Genomic DNA, 22,456 nt, shown 5'->3' on the forward strand with positions numbered 1-22,456 from the left:
ACCGGTGGTCATCATCACATCGAGTTAGGGTGAACTAACCTACTTACGGTGCCGTAAGTCATTACATGAACAACATCACAGGGGGCAGTTCGGCAACGCTCGGACTGAGTACAACGACCACGGTCGCCGATCCAACCGTCTCAGCAGTATCCGTGCAGTTCCCGCACACCTATCACCCGCAAGAAGCAATCATCGACCGGCTGAGCAATCTGCTCGGTCCACACTTCCGGCGCTTCGCCAACTCCAGCGGCGTCGAGCACCGTCACCTCGCGGTGTCGATGGATCGCGTGGAGGCGCTGAGCGGTTTCACCGAAGCGAACGAGGCTTATCTCGAAGTAGCGCTCGATATCGGTGAGCGGGCGCTACGCACCGCACTTGACGAGGCCAACGTCGATCCATCCGACGTCGACATCGTGTTCTCGACGACGGTCACCGGGCTGGCCGTGCCGTCGCTCGAGGCGCGGCTGGCGGGCCGGGTCGGGCTGCGCCCGGACGTCAAGCGCGTCCCATTGTTCGGCTTGGGTTGCGCGGCGGGCGCCGCCGGAGTGGCCCGCATGCACGATTACCTGCGCGCGTTTCCCGACCAGGTGGCAGCGCTGCTGGCGGTGGAACTGTGCACGCTGACGATTCAGCGCAACGACCACTCGGTGGCCAATCTGGTGGCCACCAGCCTGTTCGGCGACGGCGCCGCTGCCGTCATCGTCAAGGGCGCCGACCGCGCCGGTGACGAAAGCCGGGGCCCTCGGGTGCTGGCCACCCGAAGCCGGCTCTATCCGGACACCGAAGAAGTCATGGGCTGGAAGATCGGCAGCGAGGGCTTCCGGCTCGTCTTGTCCCCGGATGTGGTGAACGTCGTGCAGAAGTACCTCGGCGAGGACGTCCGCAAATTCCTGGCCGATCACGGGCTCGCACCGCAGGACATATCCAGGTGGGTTTGCCACCCCGGCGGTCCGGCCGTGATCGAGGCCATCGAGGAAGTGTTCGACCTGCCCGGCGACGCGCTGCATCGCACTCGAAAGTCGTTGCGCGACAACGGAAACTTATCGTCGGTGTCGGTGCTGGACGTGCTTCGGGCCAACCTTTCGGATCCACCGCCGCGTGGTTCGATCGGTCTGATGATCGCGATGGGTCCGGCCTTCTGCTCCGAGCTCGTTCTGCTGGCCTGGTAGCCCCGGACGCGTGAACCACGAGATAGTGGTGTCATGTACTACCTGCTGATCCTCGCGGTCGGGGTCGAACGGATTGTCGAGCTGGTGCTGTCCAACCGGAATGCGCAATGGTCTTTTGCCCAGGGCGGCAAGGAGTTTGGCCGGCCCCACTACGTCGTGATGGTCGTGATCCACACCGCGCTGCTGGTTGGCTGCCTCGTCGAACCGTGGGCAGGCCACCGGCCGTTCATTCCGTGGCTGGGCTGGCCGATGCTGGCCATCGTGGCGGCCAGTCAGATCCTGCGCTGGTGGTGCATCACGACGTTGGGCCGACGGTGGAACACCAGGGTGATCGTGTTACCGGAGGCGCCCCTGGTGCAGCGGGGGCCCTACCGGTGGCTGCACCACCCGAACTATGTTGCAGTGGTGGCCGAAGGGTTCGCCTTACCGCTGGTACACACGGCGTGGCTGACCGCGGCGACGTTCACCGTCGCCAACGCGATCCTGCTCACGGTGCGTATCCGGGTGGAGAACTCCGCATTGGGTTACACATGAGCGGCCGTGCCGAGACGATGCAGTGGGGGCACGCCCCCACAAGTGGGAGGTACCCCCACCCGCTTGCGGGGGACGCAGCGATGAGGAGGACCGGCGCTCATGTCTTATGACGCGGACCTGCTGATCGTCGGCGGCGGCCCCGGCGGGCTCGCCACCGCGTTGCAGGCACGCCGGCACGGACTTTCGGTGATCGTGGCCGAGCCGCGCGAGGACCCGATCGACAAGGCGTGCGGGGAGGGGCTGATGCCCGGCGGCCTGGCCGAGCTGACGTCGCTCGGCGTCGACCCGGCCGGCATGCCGTTTCACGGCATCGCCTACGTCAGCGAGCAGCGCCGCGCCGAGGCCCTGTTTCGCACCGGGCCGGGCCGCGGCGTGCGGCGCACCACGCTGCACGCCGCGCTCGAGGCACGGGCCAAAGAGCAAGAGACCGAATGGATCCGGACCAAGGTGACCAGCGTCGAACAAGATGTCCACGGCGTGACCGCGGCCGGCGTTCGAGCGAGATTTCTGGTCGGCGCGGACGGGCTGCACTCGACGGTGCGGCGCTCCATCGGTATCAAGGCGACGGCCGGAAAGCCGCGACGTTACGGCGTGCGTTGGCATTTCACGGTGCCGGCCTGGTCGCAGTTCGTCGAGGTGTACTGGTCCCGGATGGGTGAGGCCTACGTGACACCGGTGGAGCCGGATCTGGTCGGCGTGGCGATCCTGTCGCAGGGCCGGCCCGACCTGGGCTGGTTCCCGCGGCTGGCCCGGCACCTCGACGGAGCAAGCCGCGGGCACGCGCGGGGTTGCGGCCCACTGCGCCAGGTGGTTTCGCGTCGCGTCGCGGGCCGGGTGCTGCTGGTGGGCGACGCGGCCGGCTACGAGGACGCGCTGACCGGCGAGGGCGTCAGCCTGGCCGTCAAACAGGCCGCGGCGGCGGTCGACGCCATCGTCAACGAGACGCCGGCGGCGTATGAGAAGTCGTGGCAACGGGTTACCCGCAACTACCGCCTGCTGACCCGGGCGGTGGTGCTGGCCAGCACGCCGCGCGCAACGCGGCGTGCGATCGTGCCGGCCTGCGAACGCCTACCCGCGGTGTTCGGCTTCGGGGTAAACATTCTGGCGAGCTAGGGCTAGCGCGCCTTCCAGACCGGCTCCCGCTTCTCGGCGAACGCCAACGGTCCTTCCTTGGCGTCCTCCGAGCGGATCAGGGTGCGCATCTCGTTGACGGTACGCTCCCAGCCCGGTTCGTCGCCGGTGACGACCCCGTCGTCGACGCCGTAGGCGATGCGCTTGCTGGCCTGCACCGACAGCGGGGCGTTCCCCGTGATGCGCGCCGCCATCGCCAGCGCCGCGTCGAGCACCGAGCCTTCCTTGACGACCTGGTTGACCAGGCCCCATTCCCATGCGTCGGACGCCGTCATCGGTTCACCCGTCAACAGCAGCTCCATCGCCACCTTGCGGGGCAACTGATCGACGATGCGGAAGACGCCACCGGCGGCGGCGATCAGTCCCCGTTTGACTTCGGGCAGACCGAATTTCGCCAGCTCGTGCGCGACGACCAGGTCGCTGGCCAGTGCCAGCTCGGTGCCGCCGCCCAGCGCCGTGCCGTTCACCGCGGCGATGGTGGGCTTGTCGATGAAGTGGTGCACGTAGCCGGCGAAGCCCCAGTCGGCATGGTCGGGGTGATACAGATTCTCCCGGCGAGCGATCGCCTTGAGATCGGCTCCGGCGCAAAACGATTTGTCGCCGGCACCGGTGATCACCACCGCCCGCACCTCGGGGTCGTGCTGCGCTTCTTCCAGCGCATCGCCGACGCCGATGCTGACCGCCGCGTTGATGGCGTTGCGCGCCTCGGGCCGGTTGATGGTGATGACCATCACGTTGCCGCGACGCTCGACCAGCACTGCCGGCGCAGCGCCGTCAGCGTCCGTCACAGCAGTTCCACAATGGTGGCGTTGGCCTGGCCACCACCTTCGCACATCGTCTGCAGGCCGTAGCGAATTCCCTTGTCCCGCATGTGGTAGAGCAGCGTGGTCATGATCCGCGCTCCAGAGCCGCCCAGCGGGTGGCCGAGCGCGATCGCACCGCCGTTGGGGTTCAGCTTCTTCTCGTCGGCGCCGATGTCCTTCAGCCACGCGAGCGGAACGGGCGCGAACGCCTCGTTGACCTCGTATGCCCCGATGTCGTCGATGGACAGGCCGGAGCGCTTCAGCACCTTCTGGGTAGCCGGGATCGGGGCGGTCAGCATGATGACCGGGTCGGCTGCCGCCAGAGTGGCAGTGTGCACCTTCGCAATTGGCTTACACCCCAATTCTTTTGCCTTCTCGGCCGACATGAATAGCAGCGCGGCCGCGCCGTCGGAGATCTGCGAGGAGTTACCGGCGTGGATCACGCCGTCCTCCTTGAACGCCGGTTTCAGCGAGGCCATCTTCTCCATCGGGGTTCCGCGCCGGATGCCCTCGTCCTTGACCACGACGTTGCCTTCGGAGTCCTTGATGCCCACGATCTGGTCATCGAACGCACCGGAATCCTGTGCGGCGGCGGCCTTTTCGTGTGAGTCGAGGGAGAACTGGTCGAGCGCGGTGCGGTCGAATCCCCACTGCTCGGCGATCATCTCCGCGCCCAGGCCCTGGTTGGGCGTCTTGTGGTATCGATCCTTGAATCCCTGCGGGTACGGGTTGCCGCCGTTTGCCAGCGATGCCCCCATCGGCGTGCGCGACATCGACTCCACACCGCCGGCGACGACCACGTCGTAGTGTCCGGCCACCACGCCTGCCGCGGCGAAGTGGATGGACTGCTGGCTGGATCCGCACTGGCGGTCGACGGTCACACCCGGGACGGTCTCGGGCCAGCCGGCGGTCAACAGTGCGGTGCGGCCGATGTCGAGGGCCTGCTCGCCGGCTTGCATCACGCAGCCCCAGATCACGTCGTCAACGATTTCGGGGTCGATGCCGGCCCTGGTGGCCAGTCCGTTGAGCACCTGCGCAGACAGCTCGGCGGGGTGCACCCCGGAAAGTCCCCCGTTGCGCTTGCCGATGGGTGAGCGCACGGCCTCGACGATGACGGCTTCAGGCATGGTTGTGTCTCCTTTGACTGGTTCTTGCCTCGATTGTCAACCAAGGGGTTGGGCGGCCTGGTGGCGGGGTGGTTCTACGCGCCGGCGACGATCGCATCGGCGGCACGCCATTTCAATGGGTCCGATCAGTGGGTCCGAGAAGCCCTGGCTTTCGTCACATGCTGCATTCGGTTTCTAACGTCGAGTAGAACACTCGGTGCGACACGTTGCGCAGTACCGGCGCACTGACGCGTTACCCAACGGGCTCGGAGTTGTGGTCTACGTTACCCTTTAACGGTGCCTAGAAAGCCTGCTGCGGCCCCACATAACGGGGCGGCGCCTGACGCCGATTCCAAGTCCGCCCGCACCCGTGCCCGCATCCTCGATGCGGCGGCGCATGTCCTGAGCGCGAAGGGGTTTGCCGGGACGAGGCTCTCGGACGTCGCGGACTATGCCGAGATTCAGGCGCCGGCGATCTACTACTACTGGGGATCCCGCGAAGAACTCATCGAAGAGGTAATGTACTGCGGCGTCGCCGAACTGCGTAAACACGTGCAGGAGGTGCTCAACGAACTGCCCGCCGAGACCTCGCCATTGGATCGGATCGTCGCCGCCGTCGAGGCTCACTTGCGTCATGAGCTCGAGATTTCCGACTATGCCACCGCCTCGATTCGTAATTCCGGCCAGATCCCCCGGCACCTGCGCACCCGTCAGCTCAAAGAGGAGCAGGCCTACGGACGGATGTGGCGCCGACTGTTCGACAATGCCCTGGCCGACGGGCAGATCCGGGCCGATCTCGACCCCCGCTACGCCCAACTGTTGGTCCTCGGCGCGCTGAACTGGGCGGCCGAATGGCGCGACCCCCGCCGTGACTCCGTCGACAGCATCGTCGCCAACGCCCAATCCCTGGTTCGTTTCGGTCTGTGCGGGCACGAGCAGCCCCGGGCCCGCGTCCGGACGAAAGCGCGTACGGCCGCCAGCAGACGGTGAGACGATCCCCACGCGACGCGGTTAGCCCACCTTTTTGATTCTGTGTTAAATTCTCTAGGTGACTGAAGCTTATATCGTTGACGCGGTTCGCACTCCTGTTGGCAAGCGCGGCGGTGGGTTCGCCGACGCGCATCCGGCAGATATGGCTGCCAACGTCATTCGCACCGTTGTCGGCAGACATGACGTCGATCCGGAAGCAATCGATGACGTGATCCTCGGCTGCCTGGACAACATCGGTTCGCAGGCCGGGGATATCGCGCGCACGGCGGCGCTGGCCGCCGGCCTGCCGGAGTCGGTGCCCGGCGTCACGGTGGATCGCCAATGCGGATCGGCGCAGCAGGCAGTGCATTTCGCGGCACAAGCCGTGATGAGCGGCACCGCGGACCTGATCGTTGCGGGCGGCGTCCAGAAGATGAGCCAATACCCCATCTTGAGCGCGTTCGCGGCGGGTGAGCCTTTTGGCGCGAGCGATCCATGGACCGGATGCCGGGGATGGGAGGCCCGGTACGGCACCCAGGAGATCTCGCAATTCCGTGGCGCGGAGATGATCGCGAGCCAGTGGAACCTCAGCCGGGAGGACAACGAGGCCTTCGCGTTGACCAGCCACCAGCGCGCTCTTGCCGCGATCGCCGACGGTCGGTTCACCCGTGAAATCGTCCCCTACGAGGGTCTCACCACCGACGAGGGGCCGCGCCCGGACACCTCGTTGGAAAAGATGGCCAAGTTGCCCACCCTGATCGAAGGGGGCGTGTTGACCGCCGCGGTGGCCAGCCAAATCTCCGACGGGGCCGCGGCATTGCTGATCGCGTCTCAGGACGCGGTCGACCGGTTCCGGTTGACGCCTCGCGCGCGGATCCATCACATGTCGGTACGCGGCGCCGACCCGGTGATGATGCTGACTGCCCCGATCCCGGCCACCCGGCACGCGCTCAAGCGAACGGGGTTGTCGATCGACGACATCGACGTGGTCGAAATCAACGAGGCATTCGCTCCGGTGGTGCTCGCCTGGCTGGCCGAACTCGAGGCCGACCCCGAGCGCGTCAATGTCAACGGCGGGGCAATCGCGCTGGGCCACCCGATCGGTTGCACTGGGGCGCGCCTGATGACCTCGCTGCTGCACGAGCTGGAACGCACCGGCGGCCGCTACGGGCTGCAGACCATGTGCGAGGGTGGCGGACAGGCCAACGTCACGATCATCGAGAGGCTTTGACCGGTGCGCCGGACGCTGTATACCCCCGACCACGAGGCGTATCGAGAAACCGTTCGGGAGTTCCTGGCTCGCGAAGTGGTCCCGCATCACGCTGAGTGGGAACGCGACCACCGGATGGAGCGCTCGGCGTTCGCCAGCGCCGCCAAGGCGGGCATCTACGCGTTGGAGGTGCCGGAGCTTTACGGCGGTGCCGGTGAACGCGATTACCGCTACCGGATGGTGGTTTGCGAGGAGATCGCCAAGGTCAACGTGCTGTCCTTCGGCCTGACGGTCAGCCTGCAAGACGACCTGGTGCTGCACTACCTACTCGATCTCACCTCCGAGGATCAAAAGCAGCGCTGGCTACCGGGCTTCGCCTCCGGCGAATTGATCGGCGCCCTTGCGATGACCGAGCCCGGCACGGGCAGCGATCTTCGGGGAATCCGCACCAGCGCTCGCCGCGACGGTGACAGCTGGATCCTCAATGGTCAGAAGACGTTTATTTCCAGCGGCATCATGGCCGACCTCGTCGTGGTCGCGGCGCGCACCGACCAGGACGGTGGTTCGCGGGGGTTCAGTTTGTTCGTCGTCGAACGCGACACTCCCGGATTTCGACGCGGACGCCAGCTGGAAAAGATCGGGCTGCCCGCGCAAGACACCGCAGAATTGTTCTTCGACGACGCGATCGTTCCCGCCGAGAATCTGTTGGGGGAAGAGGGCCGTGGGCTGCAGTACCTGATGAGCCATCTACCCCGGGAGCGGCTGGGAGTCACCGCCCAGGCCATCGCGACCGCGCGCGCCATCTTCGACCAGACCGTCGAATATTGCCAAGAGCGAGTGGCGTTCGGCCAGCCGCTGGCCGCGCTGCAGCACATCCGGTTCGAGTTCGCGGAAATGGCAACGGAACTCGACATCACCGAGGCGTATGTCGACAAGTCGGTTGAGGCGTTCAACGCCGGCGAGCTCTCGGCCGTGGACGCCGCTAAGGGCAAGTGGTACGTCAGCGAGCTACAACGCCGGCTCCTGGACCGGTGCCTACAACTTCATGGCGGCTACGGGTACATGGTCGAATACCCGGTAGCACGCGCATATCTCGACACTCGCGCGCAAACCATCTACGGCGGCACTACCGAAATCATGAAGGAACTCATCGGCCGCGAGATCGTCGGCTCAAAAACCATTGCGCGGGATGAAAGTTGATCCAGATATTTAATCTAAGATATATTAGGGGCCGGAAATCGACACTCGTCGATTTGCCAGCGCGAGCGCGAGCGTCTTAGCCGCCAACCCGAACTTGCCGTGGCGGGGTGATACCATCCCCCGCCACGGCAGTACGCGACCCGAACCGCGCGGCGCAGGCCCGACGCGGGCGTCGGGGGTTCGGTGGCATCGAATGCCGGATAAAATCACTGCCTGTTGGCACCGGCGAAGTCGCGTCGACTGGCTAGAATCGACCAATGACCAGGCAGACTGAGGTGGCCGCCGTGGCGGGGCCAGCGTCCGCCGACATCGCAGAGTCCAAATCGGCCCAGACACGACGGCGAATCCTCGACGCGGCCGCGCACGTTTTGAGCGCCAAGGGATATGCGGGCCTGCGCCTCAATGACGTCGCGGCCCAGGCCGAACTGCAGGCCCCGGCGATCTACTACTACTACACCTCGCGCGACGACCTCATCGAGGAGGTGATGTGGGCCGGCATCGCCGACATGCGAGAGCATGTCATCGCCGTTCTCGACGCGTTGCCCGCCGACGCCTCCGCGCTGGATCGGCTACTCGCCGCGGTCGAGGCACATTTGCGGCACGAACTCGAGATATCGGACTACACGACCGCGGCCATCCGCAATGCGGGTCAAGTTCCGCCGGCGATTCGAAAGCGCCAGATCCTCGAGGAGCAACGCTACGGCGAAGTCTGGCGACGACTGATCAACGACATGGCACGCGCGGGTGAGCTTCGCACCGACCTCGACCTGTACATAGCGCAGATGCTGGTCCTGGGCGCGCTGAATTGGGCGGTCGAGTGGTGGGACCCCCGGCGCGGTTCCCTGGATACCGTTGTCGCCAACGCACAGTCATTCGTCCGGCACGGGCTTGCCGAGACGCCGGTCGATTAGGTGCGCGGCGGTGCCGAACCGACCGGAGGCGGGTACGCCGCAATGATCTTGTCGACCACCAACTGAGCCGTCTCGGCACACGCCGTCGTTCCACCGTTGGCGTATTCCTTGACGGCATCGCCGACGTTCCACAGGCCCGCGAACGGGGTGTCGTGCGGCAGATCGAATCCGGCCACCGCCCGTTGCGGCGGCCAATCGTCGCGGGTGACCGCAATGCTCAGAATCCTTGCGCGGTCGTCGAATCCGTCGATGTTGTCGCGCAGGTCCTGCAGCAACAGCTCCGTCTCGGCGGCTTCGTCGAAGTCGCCGATCGACGGCTTGGGCACCGATGTCCCGACGTACAGATGCCATCCCTGCGGCGCCATCTCGGGGCAGGTGTCGGTGAAATTCGCGATGTATGCCAGCCGTCGTGATGTCGCGAAGCTCAGCATGCCGGGAACATCGACGAGGCTGTCGCGGCTTGCGAAGTTCACCGAGATCATCGACGTCGGGCGATCGCCCTTCTTGACCAGGTCCTGGTAGTCGGTTGGCACGACTTCTTCGCCGAGCAGCTTGACGGTGGCGGCGGGCCCGACGTCGCTTACCACGACGGGCGTTGTGACGCAGACGGTCTCGTCGCCGCGCAGCACCTCGACACCGGTCACCCGCCCACCGTCGGAGAGGATCCTGGTGACCGGTGCGGAAAGCCATACCTGGCCGCCGCGCGATTCCACCGCGCCGGCCAGACCCCGCCACAATCCAATGGTCCCTTCGGGGTGAAAGCCAAACCGCTTGAACGCGCTCTTGCGGGTGAAGTACGTGAGGAACACTCGCGCCGGCAGGTCCTCGGAGCCGACCGCGAAGATGGAGGCGCACATGTTGCGGAAAATCCCATGCACGCGTTCGTTTTTGGTGTATCGAGATACCCACTCGGCGGTGCTGATCTGATCTTCGGGCAAGCCGTCGTCACTGCGGGCCGCGCCGATGCCCGCGACCAGTTTGGCACCCTGGCGGGTGAGTTTGCTCAGCAGAAACCCCCACCCGCCACCGGTTACGTCGACGTTCTTGCCGCCGATCCGGTACAGCAGCGCGGGTTTGGGCTCGCGGATGTCGAATGGTGCGCCGACCTCGGCACATGTCTGCTGGGTAATGCCGCCGACCTCGATCACGATGGCGCCGGTGTTGACCTTGAACCCATCGATGTCGTCGGTCGAGGCGCGTCCACCGACCTTGTCGAGCCTCTCGACGACGAGCGTCCGATAACCCCGGTGGGCAAGCCGCGCCGCGGTGAACAACCCGCCCGCGCCGGCACCGATCACGACGGCGTCGAATTGTGCTGAGTGCATGTCGATCTCACTTCCTAGTAGGACCGGGGCAAGCCCAGGGATGTTTGGGCCACGAAGTTGAGCACCATTTCGCGACTCACCGGTGCGGTGCGCATCAACCGGGTCACGAACCACAACTCGGAGAGCCCGTATTCGTGGGACAGGCCGTTGCCGCCGTGCGTCTGAATCGCCTGGTCGAGCGCTTTCAATGCGGCCTCGGAGGCGGCGTACTTGGCGATGTTCGCGGCCTCGCCGGCCGATTCGCCGGCGTCGAAGAGTTGCGCGCTGCGCACGGTCGCCATCCGGCCCAGTTCGACCGCGATGTGGCATTCGGCCAGCGGATGGGCGATGCCTTGATGGGCGCCGATCGGCGTCGACCAGACGCTGCGCTGCTTCGCGTAGTCCACGGCCTTGCCGATCGCGTATCGGCCGATGCCGCTGGACAGCGCGCCGACCAGGATCCGTTCGGGGTTCAGGCCGTCGAAAACCTGCCGAAGACCATTGCCGGCGACCCCGATCAGCGCATCGTCGCCGACCGCGACGTCATCGAGATACACGGCGAACTGTTTGTCCGGCGACACGATCGACGTGTCAATCGAGGTAAAGCTCAAACCCGGGCTGTCGGTGGGAACCGCGAACAGCGACAGTCGATTACGTTCCGCCGTCGAATGATCCGCGTCCCGGGTGACCAGCAGAATCGCGTCGGATTGATCCACCGCGGAGATGTAGTACTTGGATCCGGAAATCCTCCAGCCGGCACCGTCGCGCCGGGCTGTGGTCTTGATGTCATGGCTGTTGGATCCGGCGTCGGGCTCGGTCAGCCCGAACGCCATCTTTTTCGTCCCGTCCGCGATCGACGGCAGCCACCGCCGCTTCATCTGCTCCGACGCGTGACAGGCCAAGATGCTGCCGCAGATGGCGGGCGAGATCACCCAGATCAGCAACGGCATCCCTTGTGCGGCAAGCTCTTCCACCACGACGACGGCTTCGGCCATCCCTCCCCCACCGCCGCCGTAGTCCTCGGGCAGGTGCAGGCCGAGCAGTCCGGCGGCACCGAGGTCGCCCCACAGCTCTTCGATCCCGCCACCCGTGCGCGCCCGCTCCAAGAAGTACGCCGGGCCGTATCGCTTGGCGATCCCGGCCACGCTGTTGCGAATCGCCCGATGTTCGGGCGAATCGGTGATCAGTGTCATCTCCTACCTTCCCGTGAAGCGCGGCGCGCGTTTGGCCCGAAATGCCGAGAGCGCCGCCGCGGCATCGGCGGTGTTCGCGGCGGCGCTGAGCGCGTCGGTCTCGGATTTCAGTTGCGTCGCCAGGTCGGTGCGCCACGACTCGCGCAACAATGTGCGCATCTTCGCGAAAGCTCGGGTGGGCCCCTGTGCCAGCTCCGTGGCTAGCGCCAGTGCCCGTGTCCGCAGCTCGTCGGCGGGCACGATCTCGTTGACGAGCCCCCACTCGAGGGCCTCGGCCGCCCCGATCGGGGTGTTGCGCAGGTAGGCCTGGGCCGCGCGGCGCGCGCCGATCAGGCGCGGCAGGTGCCAGGTGCCGCCCCCGTCTCCGGAAAGGCCAAGGGCGGCAAACGCTGTCACGAACTTCGTGCCCTCGGCCGCGACTACCAGGTCGGCCGCGTAGACGTAGCCCAGCCCGCCACCTGCGACGGCGCCGTGGGCCGCGGTGACGATCGGCGCGTCGATGCGGCTGAGTATGCGGAAGGCTTCGTGGAACGGTGTGGTCATCCGCTCCAGCAGGTCACCGTATGCCGTCGACGGATCCGAAGGGAAAGACCTGATGTCGCCGCCGACCGAAAGAGACGGCCCGTCACCACAGATCAGCACGGCGCGAACGGATCGATCGTCGGCGATTCGGCGGGCCACGACCAGTGATTCGTCCGCCATGCGTGGGTCGATCGCGTTGTGGGCCTCGGGCCGGTTGAGGCAGACGGTCGCGACGCCATCGCTGACGCGGTAGTCGATCGTTTCCAGCACGTCCCGTTCATCGAGCGCGTCGACCCACGGGGCACTGTCGGTCAGCTGATCCAGCGAGGTCATGCGGCCGTCGTCGGCGAACCCGATCACATGGTGAAATGCCGCGTCGAGCTTCTTGCCGGACCGCCGGGCCGCGCCCCGATAGTGGCCCACCACCAACAACCGGCCGTCATCAAGGGCGTGAAACGTGTCGGGATGGGCGACCACGTCGTAATGCCGACCGAGCTGCCACCAGAACTCACGGCGCATCGCGTCGGGCCCGACGTGCTCGCCCCCCACCCCCAGCGGCAGCCCTGCCGTCGCGCGACCGATGAAATCCGGATGCAGCAGCCGCGCCAGCGCATCCCGGTCACCCGCGGCCAGCGCGGCATAAAGGCTCCGAACGGCAGCGACTTTGGCCTCGTGAGACGGCGGGGAGTCAGACACCATGTCGTCTGAATCCCTTCGGATGGGCGATGTCAGCCAGGAATTTAATATTCATTCGATCAGTGTCTGACCAGTTAAACAGCGATCCATTCACACCCTAGCAGAGTTTTCTAGTACGTGTTAAATTACTTCTGCCGGCCCCGCCGGCACGCGATCCCGTCGACGCGACTGACGATCCGATACTTGGGAGGCACGGTGACCACGACGGCGCGACACACTTCTGTTGGGAACGCCCAGCCGACACGTACCGATTACACGACGCTTCGCCTCGGCCTCGGGTCTGTCTGCGTGTACGCGGGCCTAGGACTGCTGGGCTTTGCGGTGTTCGCCGGTTTTTGGCCGCCGCCGGGGCAGGACCTCAACGCGTCGGCCATATCCCGGTATTTCCAGACCCACCACACCGGCATCCAGGTCGGGATGGTGTTAATGGTGGTCGGCGCTCCCTGCTATTACACGTGGAGTGCGGCCGTCTCCAAGTTGATCGGCCGGATGGAAGGACCGATGGGCGTCCTGTCGACAACAGAGCTTCTCGGCGGCCTTATGACGGGCCTCGTCACCGCCGTGCCGGCCGTCGTGTGGCAGACGGCGGCATTCCGAGCCGAGGCCCGCTCCCCCGAAACCGTGCAGACGCTCTACGACTTCGGATGGCTGTTCTTCGACCTCACCTACATGTTCTCGCTGCTACAGAGTGTGGCACTGGGTTTCGCCATACTGCTGGACCGTCGGGCTCAGCCGCTCTTTCCGCGGTGGGTCGGCTATTTGTGCTTCCTGACCGCCGCGCTCTACGTTCCGCTGAGCCTGTTGCCATTCGTCCGAACCGGACCGTTCGCATGGCATGGCCTGCTGAACTTTTGGGCGGTGTTCGTGATGTTCTTCGTCCTGATCGCCGTGGTGACACCGTATGCGTTTCGCGCGGTGCGCCGCATCGAAGACGAAGACCTGTCGTACGCGAACTAGACGTCCTCGCAGCTAGATTGTCGCGACTTCCCCAGGTGCCGCGGCCACCGTTGCGGTGAACTGCTTCTTGATTGCACGAATCAGGAAGGTGGTGAAGGTGACCATCCAGACGCAGAACGCGGCTAGCAGGATCCACCAGGAGACGATCCCGTTCCACGCGAACGGCCCGGTCTTGAAGAAGACGATCAACCCGCCCGGGATCGTCAGCGAGGCAGTGAGGAAGGTCAGGTACGCGATCCACCGAGGAAAGATCGGCTCCTCTTGTGAATCCTGAAGTATGGCAATACCGATCACGATCTCCTGCAGGATCACCGTAGACACCAGCCCGAGGAAGACCAGCCAAGCCATGTCGTTGAGATGCATGGCTGTTTGCGCGTCGCTTCCCGGCCGGAACGCGATGGTCTGCCAGATCATCACCGGTATCAGGAATTCGATCGTCAGCAGTGACCCTAGAATGAGTTGCAATTGCGCGAGGACCTCCGCGCCCTCAACGCGCTTGAGCTGAGCGCTAACCGCTACCGTCCACGACGCGACCAGCGCACAACCCACCATCGTGACCCAAAGACCGACGCGGATCGCGATGGTGTGGCCGGCGAAAAACCTCGCGGTCACCTCGGCCGGGTTGGCAGGCGAAGGCGGGGGGACGAATCCGGCGATCACCCAGAATCCACCGAGGAACAACGCTATGAATACGAAACCACTCCACGCACACGTCAATTGGTTGCGATAGCTCAGTGTGCTCACCGCGTCATACCCTCGCCATGGCCTGGCGGCGACGTTTCATCGCACGCTGCCATCGGTCGAACCAGAGATCGAACGTCATGGTGTGACAGCTTCGCCCGGATGCGTCTTCCCAGCGGTACACGGCGCCTCGCATATTCGTGTTGGGCCACATCGGGAGCACCGCGGTGGACAGCGCCTGCCCGCTGAACTTGCGCACCTTGCCGGATTCGTCGGTGATTTCCAGTTCCTGGCGAATCGGCATGAAATTGATGGGGTGATGTTCGAGCACGCGCCGGCGGGTCGCGACGATAGCGAGAGCCTCATCGGTAGCCCTCGAGTAGACCCAGCCTGATACCGGTCCGAGTTTATCCGGCGGCATGTCGTATACCTCGGTCCAGATCGGCTTGCTGTCAACCGATTCGAATCCCACATGGTTGAGCGCGAGATCGTCGCCGAAGAACATGGGGGTCCAGCACGCAGGTGGGACCTTCACCGCGTCTTGGCGCTCGGTGCGCAGCTGATGCAGAGATCGATCCCGCACGTCGACGGTGTCAACAGCGAACACCTGGCCATCGATGACGACCTCGCCGGTGTAGTGCATGAATTGTTCGAAGCCACCGGGACTGCGCTCCCCAGTAAAGTGGTTCTCCTCCCCGGGTGTGACGTGGTGCCGTGCGACGAGCGGCGTGACCGCTTCACCAACGACATCAAGCCGGGTATTGCCGTCGTTGCTCTGATAGGTCAATCGGATGGTTTGGCCGGGTTGCACGAACTCCAGTCGCAGACCATTGGCAGTGGTCACGGAATCGGCGGTGATCGTTGGCCAGGGCATCGAGATCTCGTAGTCGAAGAAATCGGCGTCGAGCGCGTCGACATTGTCCATGCCACTCCACATCATCACGCCGCCTTGGCACATCGGAAAGGCCGGCTGACAGCGCAGATAGAAGAAGATTCCGAGCCCATGTTCGGCAACGGTGAGACCGAAATAGTTGGTGTAGACCCGATGGTGATGCCAACTTTCGCCATCAGCAGGGAGCGGGTAGAGCAGATCTACTTCGGGGCCATAGCGGTCAAGTGGCATCGGAACTCCTCGTATCGGACGTCAGGATATCGACGCGGCCCGCTGCCCCGTCGACGCGAATTCGAGCTCGGTCCTTGATGATTCGGGTGCCGTTGCGGGTGTTGATGACTGCCGGGATACCCAGTTCACGTGCCACGATCGCACCGTGACTCATCGCCCCGCCCACATCGATGACGACGGCGGAGGCGAGCTGGAACAGCACCACCCAACTCGGGTCGGTGGTTTCGCACACCAGGATGTCGCCGGCGTCGAAATCGATTTCCCCGAAGGGATCGTGCACGACGCGCGCGCAACCCTCCACCACGCCCGGGCTGACCGCCACGCCCAGGACGGCGGCATCGTGGCGCTTCTCGTCCGGCCGGCTTGCAACCCGTTGCGGCACGGGTGTGCCCGTCCATCGCTCCGGCAGCTCGAAGCGGGCGTACTCGGCATTCCTGCTGCGCCGGCTGGCAATCCGGTCGCGAAGATCCGCAGGTGGTCTGCCGGTGATCTCGGCCAGTGTCGCAAAGAACACCTCGTCACGGTCGGCGATCACGCCGTCGTCGACAAGCCGGTCGCCGATCTCTCGCGCGGCGGCGCGGGCCCCGTCGATCGCTTGAAGGAAGGACGCCTTCCCCACTTCACGCAGCGGCAGATAGCGGGCAGCGATGGCAAGCGTGAGTCGAGCTAAGCGACGCCGGGCGAGTGGCAGCGCCGCGATGAGCTTGTCTTCCGCGGCCCGGCGCGACCGTGTCTGTTCCTCTTCGCGCCGGGCCGGATTCTGATCGTCGGGCAGGTCGCGGTACCGGGTGCAGATATCTTCGACACCGCGACAGTCTTCGCGCCACGAGCGGCTCGCGAGCTGACCCTCGGACTGCCCGTGAAACCCGTGACGGTTCAAGAACTCCGCCATCGTCATCCGGTCCCGCGACACCGCCCAGAGATCGGAGCTGATGCGCGTCTCCTCCATGCTGCCGTACCCGGTCATCAACGCCAGCTCCAGGCCCGGTTCGCCGGCCACCCGGGCGAGCCCCGCGACCTGGTCATAGCAAGCCTGGGCGAACAGCGAGGCGAGCATGTGCCGTCGCATGGCCTTGCGCAGCCAGCGCCCGGCCTCGGCCAGCCGCGCTTCCGGGCTACCGACACGCACCGTGCCGGTAGCCGATCGCCACCAGTGATCGATCTCGCTTCTCAGCGCCCCTAATCGATTGGGCAGCAACACAAGACCGATCGGCATTTTGGCCAGCACTATCGGGTACCGCCGAAAAGAGCGTCGGCGTTCGACATTCGGATCGGCAAAGCCGAAGACTTGCTCTTCGAACGCGGCTCCCGATGAGCCGGGCATGCTGTCGCAGAGTTTGCACACCATGGTGAGATTGCCGGCCAGACGGCCGTGGAACAGTCCGGTGAGCCGGCCCGCCAGGTCAGCCGGGGGTGTCACCTTGCTGGCCGGGAGCAGACCCGCGTCGGCGAAGGCGCCGCGCAGCCCGGATTCGCACGGCTCACGCCAGAACGTCCAACCCAACGGGGTCAGTACTCCGGGCAAGACCTCGGCCATGTTGACGGTGGTCCACCGCACTCCCGGTGGCGACAGCTCATGAAGCAACGACTCGTCAATGTCGTGGTGGATCGTCACCAGTTGAGCTCCATGTTGACGATTCCCCGCAGCAGCGGGAATGTCCGAAACTGGGGATCCAGGGTTGCCAGGTGGTGACGGGGAAACCGTTCGATCAGCACCTCAAGGAAGACCTCGAGCTCCAACCGGGTCAGCGCATGGCCCACGCATTGATGTGGTCCCGGGCCGAACGCGAGCAGGCGGGCGCCGGGTTGCCGGCCGAGATCCAGCACGTTTGGGTTCTCGTAGACGACTGCGTCGCGGTTGGCAGAGCCGATATAAGCCAGAATCATACTGCCCGAAGGAATTTCGATATCTCCGTAGACGACATCCTCGCCCGAGATACGGCCCGTCCCTTGCGCTGACGTGTCAAATCGCAGCAGCTCCTCGGCCGCCCTGGGCACCAATGTGGGATCACCGAGCAGCCTTTCGAGTTGGCCGGGGTTGCGATGCAAGGCCAACAGCGACAAGCCCAACGCGCCACCTGTGGTCTCATGGCCGCCGATGTACAGCAACACCGCATTGGCGGCGACGGCTTCACGGGTGATCTTGCCGTCAGAATTTTCGGCGGCCTGCACCATTGCGGTGAAGAGGTCGTCGACAGGTTCGACGGCGCGCTTGTCGGCTAAATCGATGAAATACTCCATCAATCGCACGACGCGGTCGTTGACGATCTCCTTCGTCTCGGGGCTCATCGGGAGGAACTCGAAGGCGGGACCGAGTTCCAGCGCCCACTTGCCGATCATTTCGTTGTCCTCGGCCGGCAGACCGATCATCTGACCGATCACGATTCGAGGGAATGGCTCGGCGAACGAGGAGATGAACTCCATCCCCCCGTCTGAAATATGTTTGTCGATGAGCGTTTCCGCGATCCGCTTGATGTTGTCGCGCAATGCCGTAACGCGATTCGGGGTGAACGCGGCCTGAAACATGCGGCGCAACTCCGTGTGCATGGGGGCATCTGCAACGTGGGCCATTTGGATGAAGTAGCCGTAGAAAGGCTCGTCGACGACCTCTGGCCCGTACCGCAACGTTTCGCGATCGCTATACCGCATGAACAGTCGCCGGTCTTTGTAGAATTCGGCGACGTCGGCGTAACGCGACAACACGTAGATCCCGAGTCCCTCGATCTCATGGACGGGGCTGTTCTCGCGCAGGTCCTGATAGGCCGGGTAGGGGTCGACGGCCATCTCGGGAGCCAAGGGGTTGAACTGAACCGTTGTCACGACACGAACTCCTTGTCTTTGTCGGGACGCGAATGCTTACGCCATGCCGCGACCAGTTCGGCATTTTGAGCGGGACTGGTTCCGTAAGTGGATATTTCATCCACGCCGAGTTGGCGATATGCCGCCATTGTGGCGACGCACTCGTCAACCGAACCGGTCAACGACGTCGGGTACATCCACTCGTCGGGCACCATCCGGGCGACCTCGGCGAGATCGGCGCGATGGAAATGATGATCGATGCGGTCCGGGTCGTCGCGGAACATCGGATGCTCGCGAACCTTCCGGGCCGGTGCGGTGTCCCAGCCGTTGAGCCGCTCGTAGACCTCCGCCATCCGAGGCTGCCCCAGATAGGTGACCATGCGGGCGTGCATCTGCAATCTGGCCTCGTCGTCGGACAGCCCGAGCACCGAGACCAGAGGTAGGCAGATCCGCAACGTCGCGAAATCGCGTCCAATCCGGTCGCATTCGTCTCGTATCCATGCCACGGCGTTGTACACGGCCTCGAGAGTCAAAAAGGGCTGCAGGTAAACGCCATCGAACAGCGGCGACGCCGACATGCGGCACGCCTTGGGGCCACCGAAATGGACCGCCCAGATTTGCGGTGGCGGCCCTTCGTACGGGTCGGCCATGTGCAGGCCCCGGTAGTGGCCCGCGGGTCCGTCATAGCTGACTACCTCGCCACGCCACAGCCGTCGGTAGATGTCGACGTAATCCACTAATGCGGCTCGCGATACGGGCGCCAACCCGGCGTTGGAGATGTAGGCGTCCATACTCCGGCCGAGGCCCAGCGTTAACCGCGGCCCAAAAGCCGAGTGCAGCGTGGCGCCCAGCGCCGCGGTGAGGATAGGCGGGCGCGACGATGGAATGAGTGCGCCGGTGGCGAGTTGCAGGCGGGTGGTCTTCGCGGCGATCGCCCCCAGCAGCACTCCGGCCTCCTTGAGGTCGTACCGCTCGGACAGCCAGACACGTTGATAGCCAATTCGTTCCGCGTCAACCGCCTGCTCGATGACCTCGGCCGAATTCTTGATTCGCCCGCCCGCGATGTAGGCGCTCATGTCCTGCACTGACTCGAGGACTGTGGATTGCGGAGTGGCCGTCATAGCAGGTTTCCGGTGCCGTGGTCGTCGAACGCCGTGCCGAAGCGTTGCAACAGGGTCAGGCTGACCTCGTCCGTCTGATAGCCGGCGCTGGCGTAGGTTTCCAGCCACGCGGTCAATCCGTAAGCCGGCGTGCGCAGGTCGGTCTGCCAGGCGTTGTCTGGGTCCAGCGCGGGCCGCAACAGTGTCGAAGGCCCCTCCCCGTGCCGATAGGTGAGGTGCAGCCGCATCCTGCTGGTTGTGCCCGCATCGACGGGATCCGCACCGACGCGCTCGATCACCGCGCCAGGACTACACGCGCCGACCACTTTTGACGCCCATCGTGGGGTGAACGACCACGAGGTCGGGACCCGCACCGCGACGGGTTCATGGGCCAGCGTCACCCGGCAACCCCTTCTGCCAGTGCGGCCGAGGGGGCCGCGAGCGTCAGCTCATCTCGTTCCTGGCGAGCGATCGCACGCAGCAGCATCCACGTCAGACCCAGCATCCATACGAAGAAAGTGACGAGGGCCAACCACCACGAGATCAATCCGTTCCATGCCAGCGGACCGTCGTGGAATAGCACTACACAGCTTGCGGGGGCGAACATGAGCACCACCCAGATGTTGAAATAGCCGCCCCAGCGGGGAAATAACGGATCCTGGCGCTTGTCGCGCAGAATCAGCACACCGATGACAATGCCCTGAAGTACTGCAGTGCAAGCGATCCCGAGGAATGGTAGCCAACCCAGATCGTTGAGTGTCTGGACAATCGCCGGGTCGCGGTCGTTCCGGTAGGCCGCGGTCTGCCACACCAGGAGCGGAAACAGGAACTCGAGGATGAGACAGGCGCCGGCCACCATTTGTGCAAATGCCAAGACGGATTGACGGCCCTCGATGCGACGCATCTGGACGCCGATGACGGCAACCCACACCGCCAACACGGCCGATCCCAGCGTTGCGATCAGCAGGCCGATCCGGATGCGCATGTGGTGTTCGGCGTAGAGCGTGGCGATCTCTGGCGCCGACAGCCCGGGCCCGGGGGGCGGAATGAAGCCGGCGATCGCGAAGCCGCAACAGAACACGGCGGCGAAGGCAATCCCGCACCACGCCGCAACCTTCTGCACTGAAGTGTCCATCGAGATTCACCGTTCGGTCGCCGAATGTGTGGTCCCAAGTTCGCATGGCAGATCCCGCATGTCAAGAGTCAATATCTCTCTAATTAAGAGCTAAAACTCTTCATCGACGGATGCCGGGTCCCTCCCGTACCGACCGTCGCCGATTAAGATCGGCGAATGGCTGCGGACCCCGCACACGCACGTCCCCGCGCAGTTCGGCGACGTTCGAGTGAGGTGCGGGCCGTGTTGGTCGATGCGGCCGCCCGGCATTTCGCGGCGCACCCGTACGCCGACGTCACGACAAAGGAGATCGCCGACGCGGCCGGGGTCTCGATGTCGGTCATGTACCGGCACTTCCCCACCAAGACCGACCTCTTCCGCGAGGTCACGCTCGTGCCCCTGATCAGCGCGATCGAAGAGTTCGCGGGCAGCTGGCGCTCCCAACGCGGGCGTCCCTGGACGTCGTATCGGCTTGCGCGCGAGTTCTTGCGCGACCTGTATGTGAACCTCATCGACCACCGGGACGCCCTAGTCGCCCTCGTCAGTGCCGACGGGCTCGACTCGGATCTGGTCGACGAACTCGTCGCGGCGATCAACCGGCTGTTCGACCAAGTGCTACTGATCGGCGTGTACGAGTCCGAGCGGGTCGGGTGGTATGACCGCGAAGGACTCGATCTCGCGATAAGACAAATCGCGGCAATGGTTTTCGGGTCGATCGTATTCGACCGCTGGTTACTGCCCCCGGGGGCCAGCAACGATCAAGAGAACTTCCTCGACAGCTTGACTCAGCTCGCGGTGTGGGGCCTGGCCCGTCGCCCACCCGATGGATACGACGAGCCCGAAGCAGACTGAGCCGTTTGCTGGCTCAGCCGGCCAACAGATACGTCGGCAGGTGCGCGTGCGACGCTCCGATGATGCCCAGCCAGTTGAACGGCAAATGGTAAATCAATATGGTTGCGGCACAGCAGAACCCGATTGCAGCCAGGGTGCGTATCGTCGACTGCAGCGCCGGGCTCCACCGCTCGAATCCGCGTTCGACGGGCGAGAGTCCGTCAGCCGACGAGACAGCCTGCAACCGCATCCAGGTGTAGAGCAGACCCAACGAGGCCACCAGAAATGACTCGTACAGCGGGAATTGGAATTGACTGCCCGCCCACAGCGTCAGCGGCCCATACGTTTGGGCGTAGGCGTAGCCGTGGGTCAGCCGAATGGCCAGATTCTCGACCACGAAGTCGAACACGAACTCGCCGACCCACACAATGGTCAGCAGCGACACGTTGGACAGGCGCGGCCAGTGGGAGCGCAGCGCGAAATAGGCCGGGCAGCCGACGATGGCCACACCGGCGCAGAAGTACACATACATCGGTGGGCCCCACAGCAGCGACTCCGCGTAGCGCGACGAGGCCGCCGGGTTGTGAAACGGCAGATACGCAGTCCAGACGCCCATGTTGACGTTGTGGGCGTTCCACGCGAACAGGTAGGTGTAACAGTTCAGGAAGGCGTCCGCGACGAACGCCGCCATCCCACCGAGGACGAACTTGCCGTCGAGGCTCAAAGCGCCGGTCTTGCGCCACGGTGTCACCACATAGGCCCAGACCAGGTACACCAGCAGTGCCATGCTGAGACCCTCGAAAATGCGCAATGCCACCAGATTCCACAACGGCATCCGGTCCTGACCGACCAGGGGAGCCGGCGCGAAATCGCTGGACGCCATCCATCGCACCAGCGCCTGGGCGGCGATTACCAGCCACACCACCGCGATTGCGGCCCACACCGTGACCCCGCCCGAGCGGGATGCCTCAACGGCCGACGTGCGATCGCTTCGGTGAAGCGTCGATTCGGAAACCACGACCATCGCCTCCCTTTCTTTGAATTAAGATTAAACACCGCCGTCGCCGAGGGTCGCAATAACGTCATACGCACCGCATAAGCGC

At 64.7% G+C, this 22,456-nt stretch carries 22 protein-coding genes and 1 pseudogene; 10 read left to right on the top strand and 13 right to left on the bottom strand.

Annotation, left to right across the window (positions count from 1 at the left end):
• Positions 1 to 65: 65 nt before the first annotated feature.
• The 4 genes and pseudogenes from BN973_RS22245 (at position 66) to BN973_RS22255 (ending at position 2,816) form a co-directional block, all read left to right on the top strand.
• Positions 66 to 1,169: a type III polyketide synthase gene (locus BN973_RS22245; RefSeq protein ID WP_036470914.1), complete on the top strand. Its 1,104-nt coding sequence runs from the start codon at positions 66 to 68 to the stop codon at positions 1,167 to 1,169.
• Between the two features lie 33 nt (positions 1,170 to 1,202).
• The gene (locus tag BN973_RS22250; RefSeq protein ID WP_036470915.1) at positions 1,203 to 1,703 is read left to right on the top strand and encodes an isoprenylcysteine carboxyl methyltransferase family protein; all 501 of its coding nucleotides are present in this window, start codon (positions 1,203 to 1,205) and stop codon (positions 1,701 to 1,703) included.
• A pseudogene (locus tag BN973_RS32210) lies at positions 1,687 to 1,827 on the top strand (hypothetical protein); the annotation flags it as partial. The gene BN973_RS22250 and the pseudogene BN973_RS32210, both read left to right, overlap by 17 nt.
• Positions 1,803 to 2,816, top strand: coding sequence for an NAD(P)/FAD-dependent oxidoreductase (locus tag BN973_RS22255; protein ID WP_036470916.1), 1,014 nt, complete (start codon positions 1,803 to 1,805; stop codon positions 2,814 to 2,816). The pseudogene BN973_RS32210 and the gene BN973_RS22255, both read left to right, overlap by 25 nt.
• 2 nt (positions 2,817 to 2,818) lie before the next feature.
• On the opposite strand, the gene BN973_RS22260 is transcribed toward BN973_RS22255, so the two are convergent.
• A complete protein-coding gene (locus BN973_RS22260; protein WP_036470917.1) occupies positions 2,819 to 3,622 on the bottom strand; it encodes a crotonase/enoyl-CoA hydratase family protein in 804 nt (267 codons plus the stop codon).
• Positions 3,619 to 4,764, bottom strand: a complete 1,146-nt coding sequence (locus BN973_RS22265) for a thiolase family protein (RefSeq protein WP_036470918.1) — start codon at positions 4,762 to 4,764, stop codon at positions 3,619 to 3,621. Before BN973_RS22265 ends, BN973_RS22260 begins: the two co-directional genes overlap by 4 nt.
• Positions 4,765 to 5,040: 276 nt before the next feature.
• On the opposite strand from BN973_RS22265, the gene BN973_RS22270 reads away from it, so the two are divergent.
• The 4 genes from BN973_RS22270 to BN973_RS22285 all read left to right on the top strand — a co-directional run bounded on the left by BN973_RS22270 (position 5,041) and on the right by BN973_RS22285 (position 9,033).
• Positions 5,041 to 5,733 (top strand): TetR/AcrR family transcriptional regulator, encoded by a 693-nt coding sequence (locus tag BN973_RS22270; RefSeq protein ID WP_084163489.1) that lies wholly within the window; start codon positions 5,041 to 5,043, stop codon positions 5,731 to 5,733.
• Positions 5,734 to 5,791: 58 nt separating this feature from the next.
• Positions 5,792 to 6,943: an acetyl-CoA C-acetyltransferase gene (locus BN973_RS22275; RefSeq protein ID WP_036470919.1), complete on the top strand. Its 1,152-nt coding sequence runs from the start codon at positions 5,792 to 5,794 to the stop codon at positions 6,941 to 6,943.
• 3 nt (positions 6,944 to 6,946) lie between these two features.
• Positions 6,947 to 8,122 (top strand): acyl-CoA dehydrogenase family protein, encoded by a 1,176-nt coding sequence (locus BN973_RS22280; RefSeq protein WP_036470920.1) that lies wholly within the window; start codon positions 6,947 to 6,949, stop codon positions 8,120 to 8,122.
• A 257-nt stretch (positions 8,123 to 8,379) separates the two neighbouring features.
• The gene (locus tag BN973_RS22285) at positions 8,380 to 9,033 is read left to right on the top strand and encodes a TetR/AcrR family transcriptional regulator (RefSeq protein WP_036470921.1); all 654 of its coding nucleotides are present in this window, start codon (positions 8,380 to 8,382) and stop codon (positions 9,031 to 9,033) included.
• Here BN973_RS22285 and BN973_RS22290 read toward each other — a convergent pair.
• From BN973_RS22290 to BN973_RS22300, 3 genes are read right to left on the bottom strand one after another with little or no spacing between them, the layout of a single operon-like run.
• Entirely contained in the window at positions 9,030 to 10,358 is a 1,329-nt protein-coding gene (locus BN973_RS22290) for a phytoene desaturase family protein (RefSeq protein WP_036470922.1), read from the bottom strand. The genes BN973_RS22285 and BN973_RS22290 overlap by 4 nt on opposite strands.
• A gap of 14 nt (positions 10,359 to 10,372) precedes the next feature.
• The gene (locus tag BN973_RS22295) at positions 10,373 to 11,530 is read right to left on the bottom strand and encodes an acyl-CoA dehydrogenase family protein (RefSeq protein WP_036470923.1); all 1,158 of its coding nucleotides are present in this window, start codon (positions 11,528 to 11,530) and stop codon (positions 10,373 to 10,375) included.
• A 3-nt stretch (positions 11,531 to 11,533) separates the two neighbouring features.
• Positions 11,534 to 12,751, bottom strand: coding sequence for an enoyl-CoA hydratase-related protein (locus BN973_RS22300; RefSeq protein ID WP_036470924.1), 1,218 nt, complete (start codon positions 12,749 to 12,751; stop codon positions 11,534 to 11,536).
• A 285-nt stretch (positions 12,752 to 13,036) separates the two neighbouring features.
• Between BN973_RS22300 and BN973_RS30035 the strand changes: the two genes are divergently transcribed.
• The gene (locus BN973_RS30035) at positions 13,037 to 13,705 is read left to right on the top strand and encodes a hypothetical protein (protein ID WP_051641401.1); all 669 of its coding nucleotides are present in this window, start codon (positions 13,037 to 13,039) and stop codon (positions 13,703 to 13,705) included.
• A 12-nt stretch (positions 13,706 to 13,717) separates the two neighbouring features.
• Here the strand turns inward: BN973_RS30035 and BN973_RS22310 are convergent, their stop codons facing one another.
• The 7 genes from BN973_RS22310 to BN973_RS22340 form a co-directional block, all read right to left on the bottom strand.
• A complete protein-coding gene (locus tag BN973_RS22310; protein ID WP_139830326.1) occupies positions 13,718 to 14,365 on the bottom strand; it encodes a hypothetical protein in 648 nt (215 codons plus the stop codon).
• Between the two features lie 88 nt (positions 14,366 to 14,453).
• A complete protein-coding gene (locus BN973_RS22315) occupies positions 14,454 to 15,509 on the bottom strand; it encodes a hypothetical protein (protein WP_036470926.1) in 1,056 nt (351 codons plus the stop codon).
• Positions 15,499 to 17,124, bottom strand: a complete 1,626-nt coding sequence (locus tag BN973_RS22320; RefSeq protein WP_051641402.1) for a PEP-utilizing enzyme — start codon at positions 17,122 to 17,124, stop codon at positions 15,499 to 15,501. The genes BN973_RS22315 and BN973_RS22320 overlap by 11 nt, the downstream gene beginning before the upstream one ends.
• Complete coding sequence (locus tag BN973_RS22325) at positions 17,121 to 18,293, bottom strand: cytochrome P450 (protein ID WP_139830325.1); 1,173 nt, start codon at positions 18,291 to 18,293, stop codon at positions 17,121 to 17,123. Before BN973_RS22325 ends, BN973_RS22320 begins: the two co-directional genes overlap by 4 nt.
• 32 nt (positions 18,294 to 18,325) lie before the next feature.
• The gene (locus BN973_RS22330; protein WP_169718253.1) at positions 18,326 to 19,384 is read right to left on the bottom strand and encodes a TIGR03857 family LLM class F420-dependent oxidoreductase; all 1,059 of its coding nucleotides are present in this window, start codon (positions 19,382 to 19,384) and stop codon (positions 18,326 to 18,328) included.
• A gap of 41 nt (positions 19,385 to 19,425) precedes the next feature.
• Complete coding sequence (locus tag BN973_RS22335) at positions 19,426 to 19,809, bottom strand: hypothetical protein (RefSeq protein ID WP_139830324.1); 384 nt, start codon at positions 19,807 to 19,809, stop codon at positions 19,426 to 19,428.
• Entirely contained in the window at positions 19,806 to 20,543 is a 738-nt protein-coding gene (locus BN973_RS22340; RefSeq protein ID WP_036470928.1) for a hypothetical protein, read from the bottom strand. The genes BN973_RS22335 and BN973_RS22340 overlap by 4 nt, the downstream gene beginning before the upstream one ends.
• A 222-nt stretch (positions 20,544 to 20,765) precedes the next feature.
• Between BN973_RS22340 and BN973_RS30040 the strand changes: the two genes are divergently transcribed.
• Complete coding sequence (locus BN973_RS30040) at positions 20,766 to 21,374, top strand: TetR/AcrR family transcriptional regulator (protein WP_169718252.1); 609 nt, start codon at positions 20,766 to 20,768, stop codon at positions 21,372 to 21,374.
• A gap of 13 nt (positions 21,375 to 21,387) precedes the next feature.
• On the opposite strand, the gene BN973_RS22350 is transcribed toward BN973_RS30040, so the two are convergent.
• Positions 21,388 to 22,377, bottom strand: a complete 990-nt coding sequence (locus BN973_RS22350; protein ID WP_036470929.1) for a spirocyclase AveC family protein — start codon at positions 22,375 to 22,377, stop codon at positions 21,388 to 21,390.
• Positions 22,378 to 22,456: the final 79 nt, after the last annotated feature.

This window comes from Mycobacterium triplex (genome assembly GCF_000689255.1).
In the GTDB taxonomy this organism is placed as follows: domain Bacteria; phylum Actinomycetota; class Actinomycetes; order Mycobacteriales; family Mycobacteriaceae; genus Mycobacterium; species Mycobacterium triplex.

What these genes read in the sequence shown, in the direction of transcription:
- BN973_RS22285 (WP_036470921.1), top strand. Translation starts at nt 8,380, where the DNA reads ATGACCAGGCAGACTGAGGTGGCCGCCGTGGCGGGGCCAGCGTCCGCC.
- BN973_RS22265 (WP_036470918.1), bottom strand. Translation starts at nt 4,764, where the DNA reads ATGCCTGAAGCCGTCATCGTCGAGGCCGTGCGCTCACCCATCGGCAAG.
- BN973_RS22300 (WP_036470924.1), bottom strand. Translation starts at nt 12,751, where the DNA reads ATGGTGTCTGACTCCCCGCCGTCTCACGAGGCCAAAGTCGCTGCCGTT.
- BN973_RS22315 (WP_036470926.1), bottom strand. Translation starts at nt 15,509, where the DNA reads ATGCCACTTGACCGCTATGGCCCCGAAGTAGATCTGCTCTACCCGCTC.
- BN973_RS22330 (WP_169718253.1), bottom strand. Translation starts at nt 19,384, where the DNA reads ATGAGCGCCTACATCGCGGGCGGGCGAATCAAGAATTCGGCCGAGGTC.
- BN973_RS22295 (WP_036470923.1), bottom strand. Translation starts at nt 11,530, where the DNA reads ATGACACTGATCACCGATTCGCCCGAACATCGGGCGATTCGCAACAGC.
- BN973_RS22245 (WP_036470914.1), top strand. Translation starts at nt 66, where the DNA reads ATGAACAACATCACAGGGGGCAGTTCGGCAACGCTCGGACTGAGTACA.
- BN973_RS22255 (WP_036470916.1), top strand. Translation starts at nt 1,803, where the DNA reads ATGTCTTATGACGCGGACCTGCTGATCGTCGGCGGCGGCCCCGGCGGG.
- BN973_RS22350 (WP_036470929.1), bottom strand. Translation starts at nt 22,377, where the DNA reads ATGGTCGTGGTTTCCGAATCGACGCTTCACCGAAGCGATCGCACGTCG.
- BN973_RS22250 (WP_036470915.1), top strand. Translation starts at nt 1,203, where the DNA reads ATGTACTACCTGCTGATCCTCGCGGTCGGGGTCGAACGGATTGTCGAG.
- BN973_RS22290 (WP_036470922.1), bottom strand. Translation starts at nt 10,358, where the DNA reads ATGCACTCAGCACAATTCGACGCCGTCGTGATCGGTGCCGGCGCGGGC.
- BN973_RS22340 (WP_036470928.1), bottom strand. Translation starts at nt 20,543, where the DNA reads ATGGACACTTCAGTGCAGAAGGTTGCGGCGTGGTGCGGGATTGCCTTC.
- BN973_RS22325 (WP_139830325.1), bottom strand. Translation starts at nt 18,293, where the DNA reads ATGGCCGTCGACCCCTACCCGGCCTATCAGGACCTGCGCGAGAACAGC.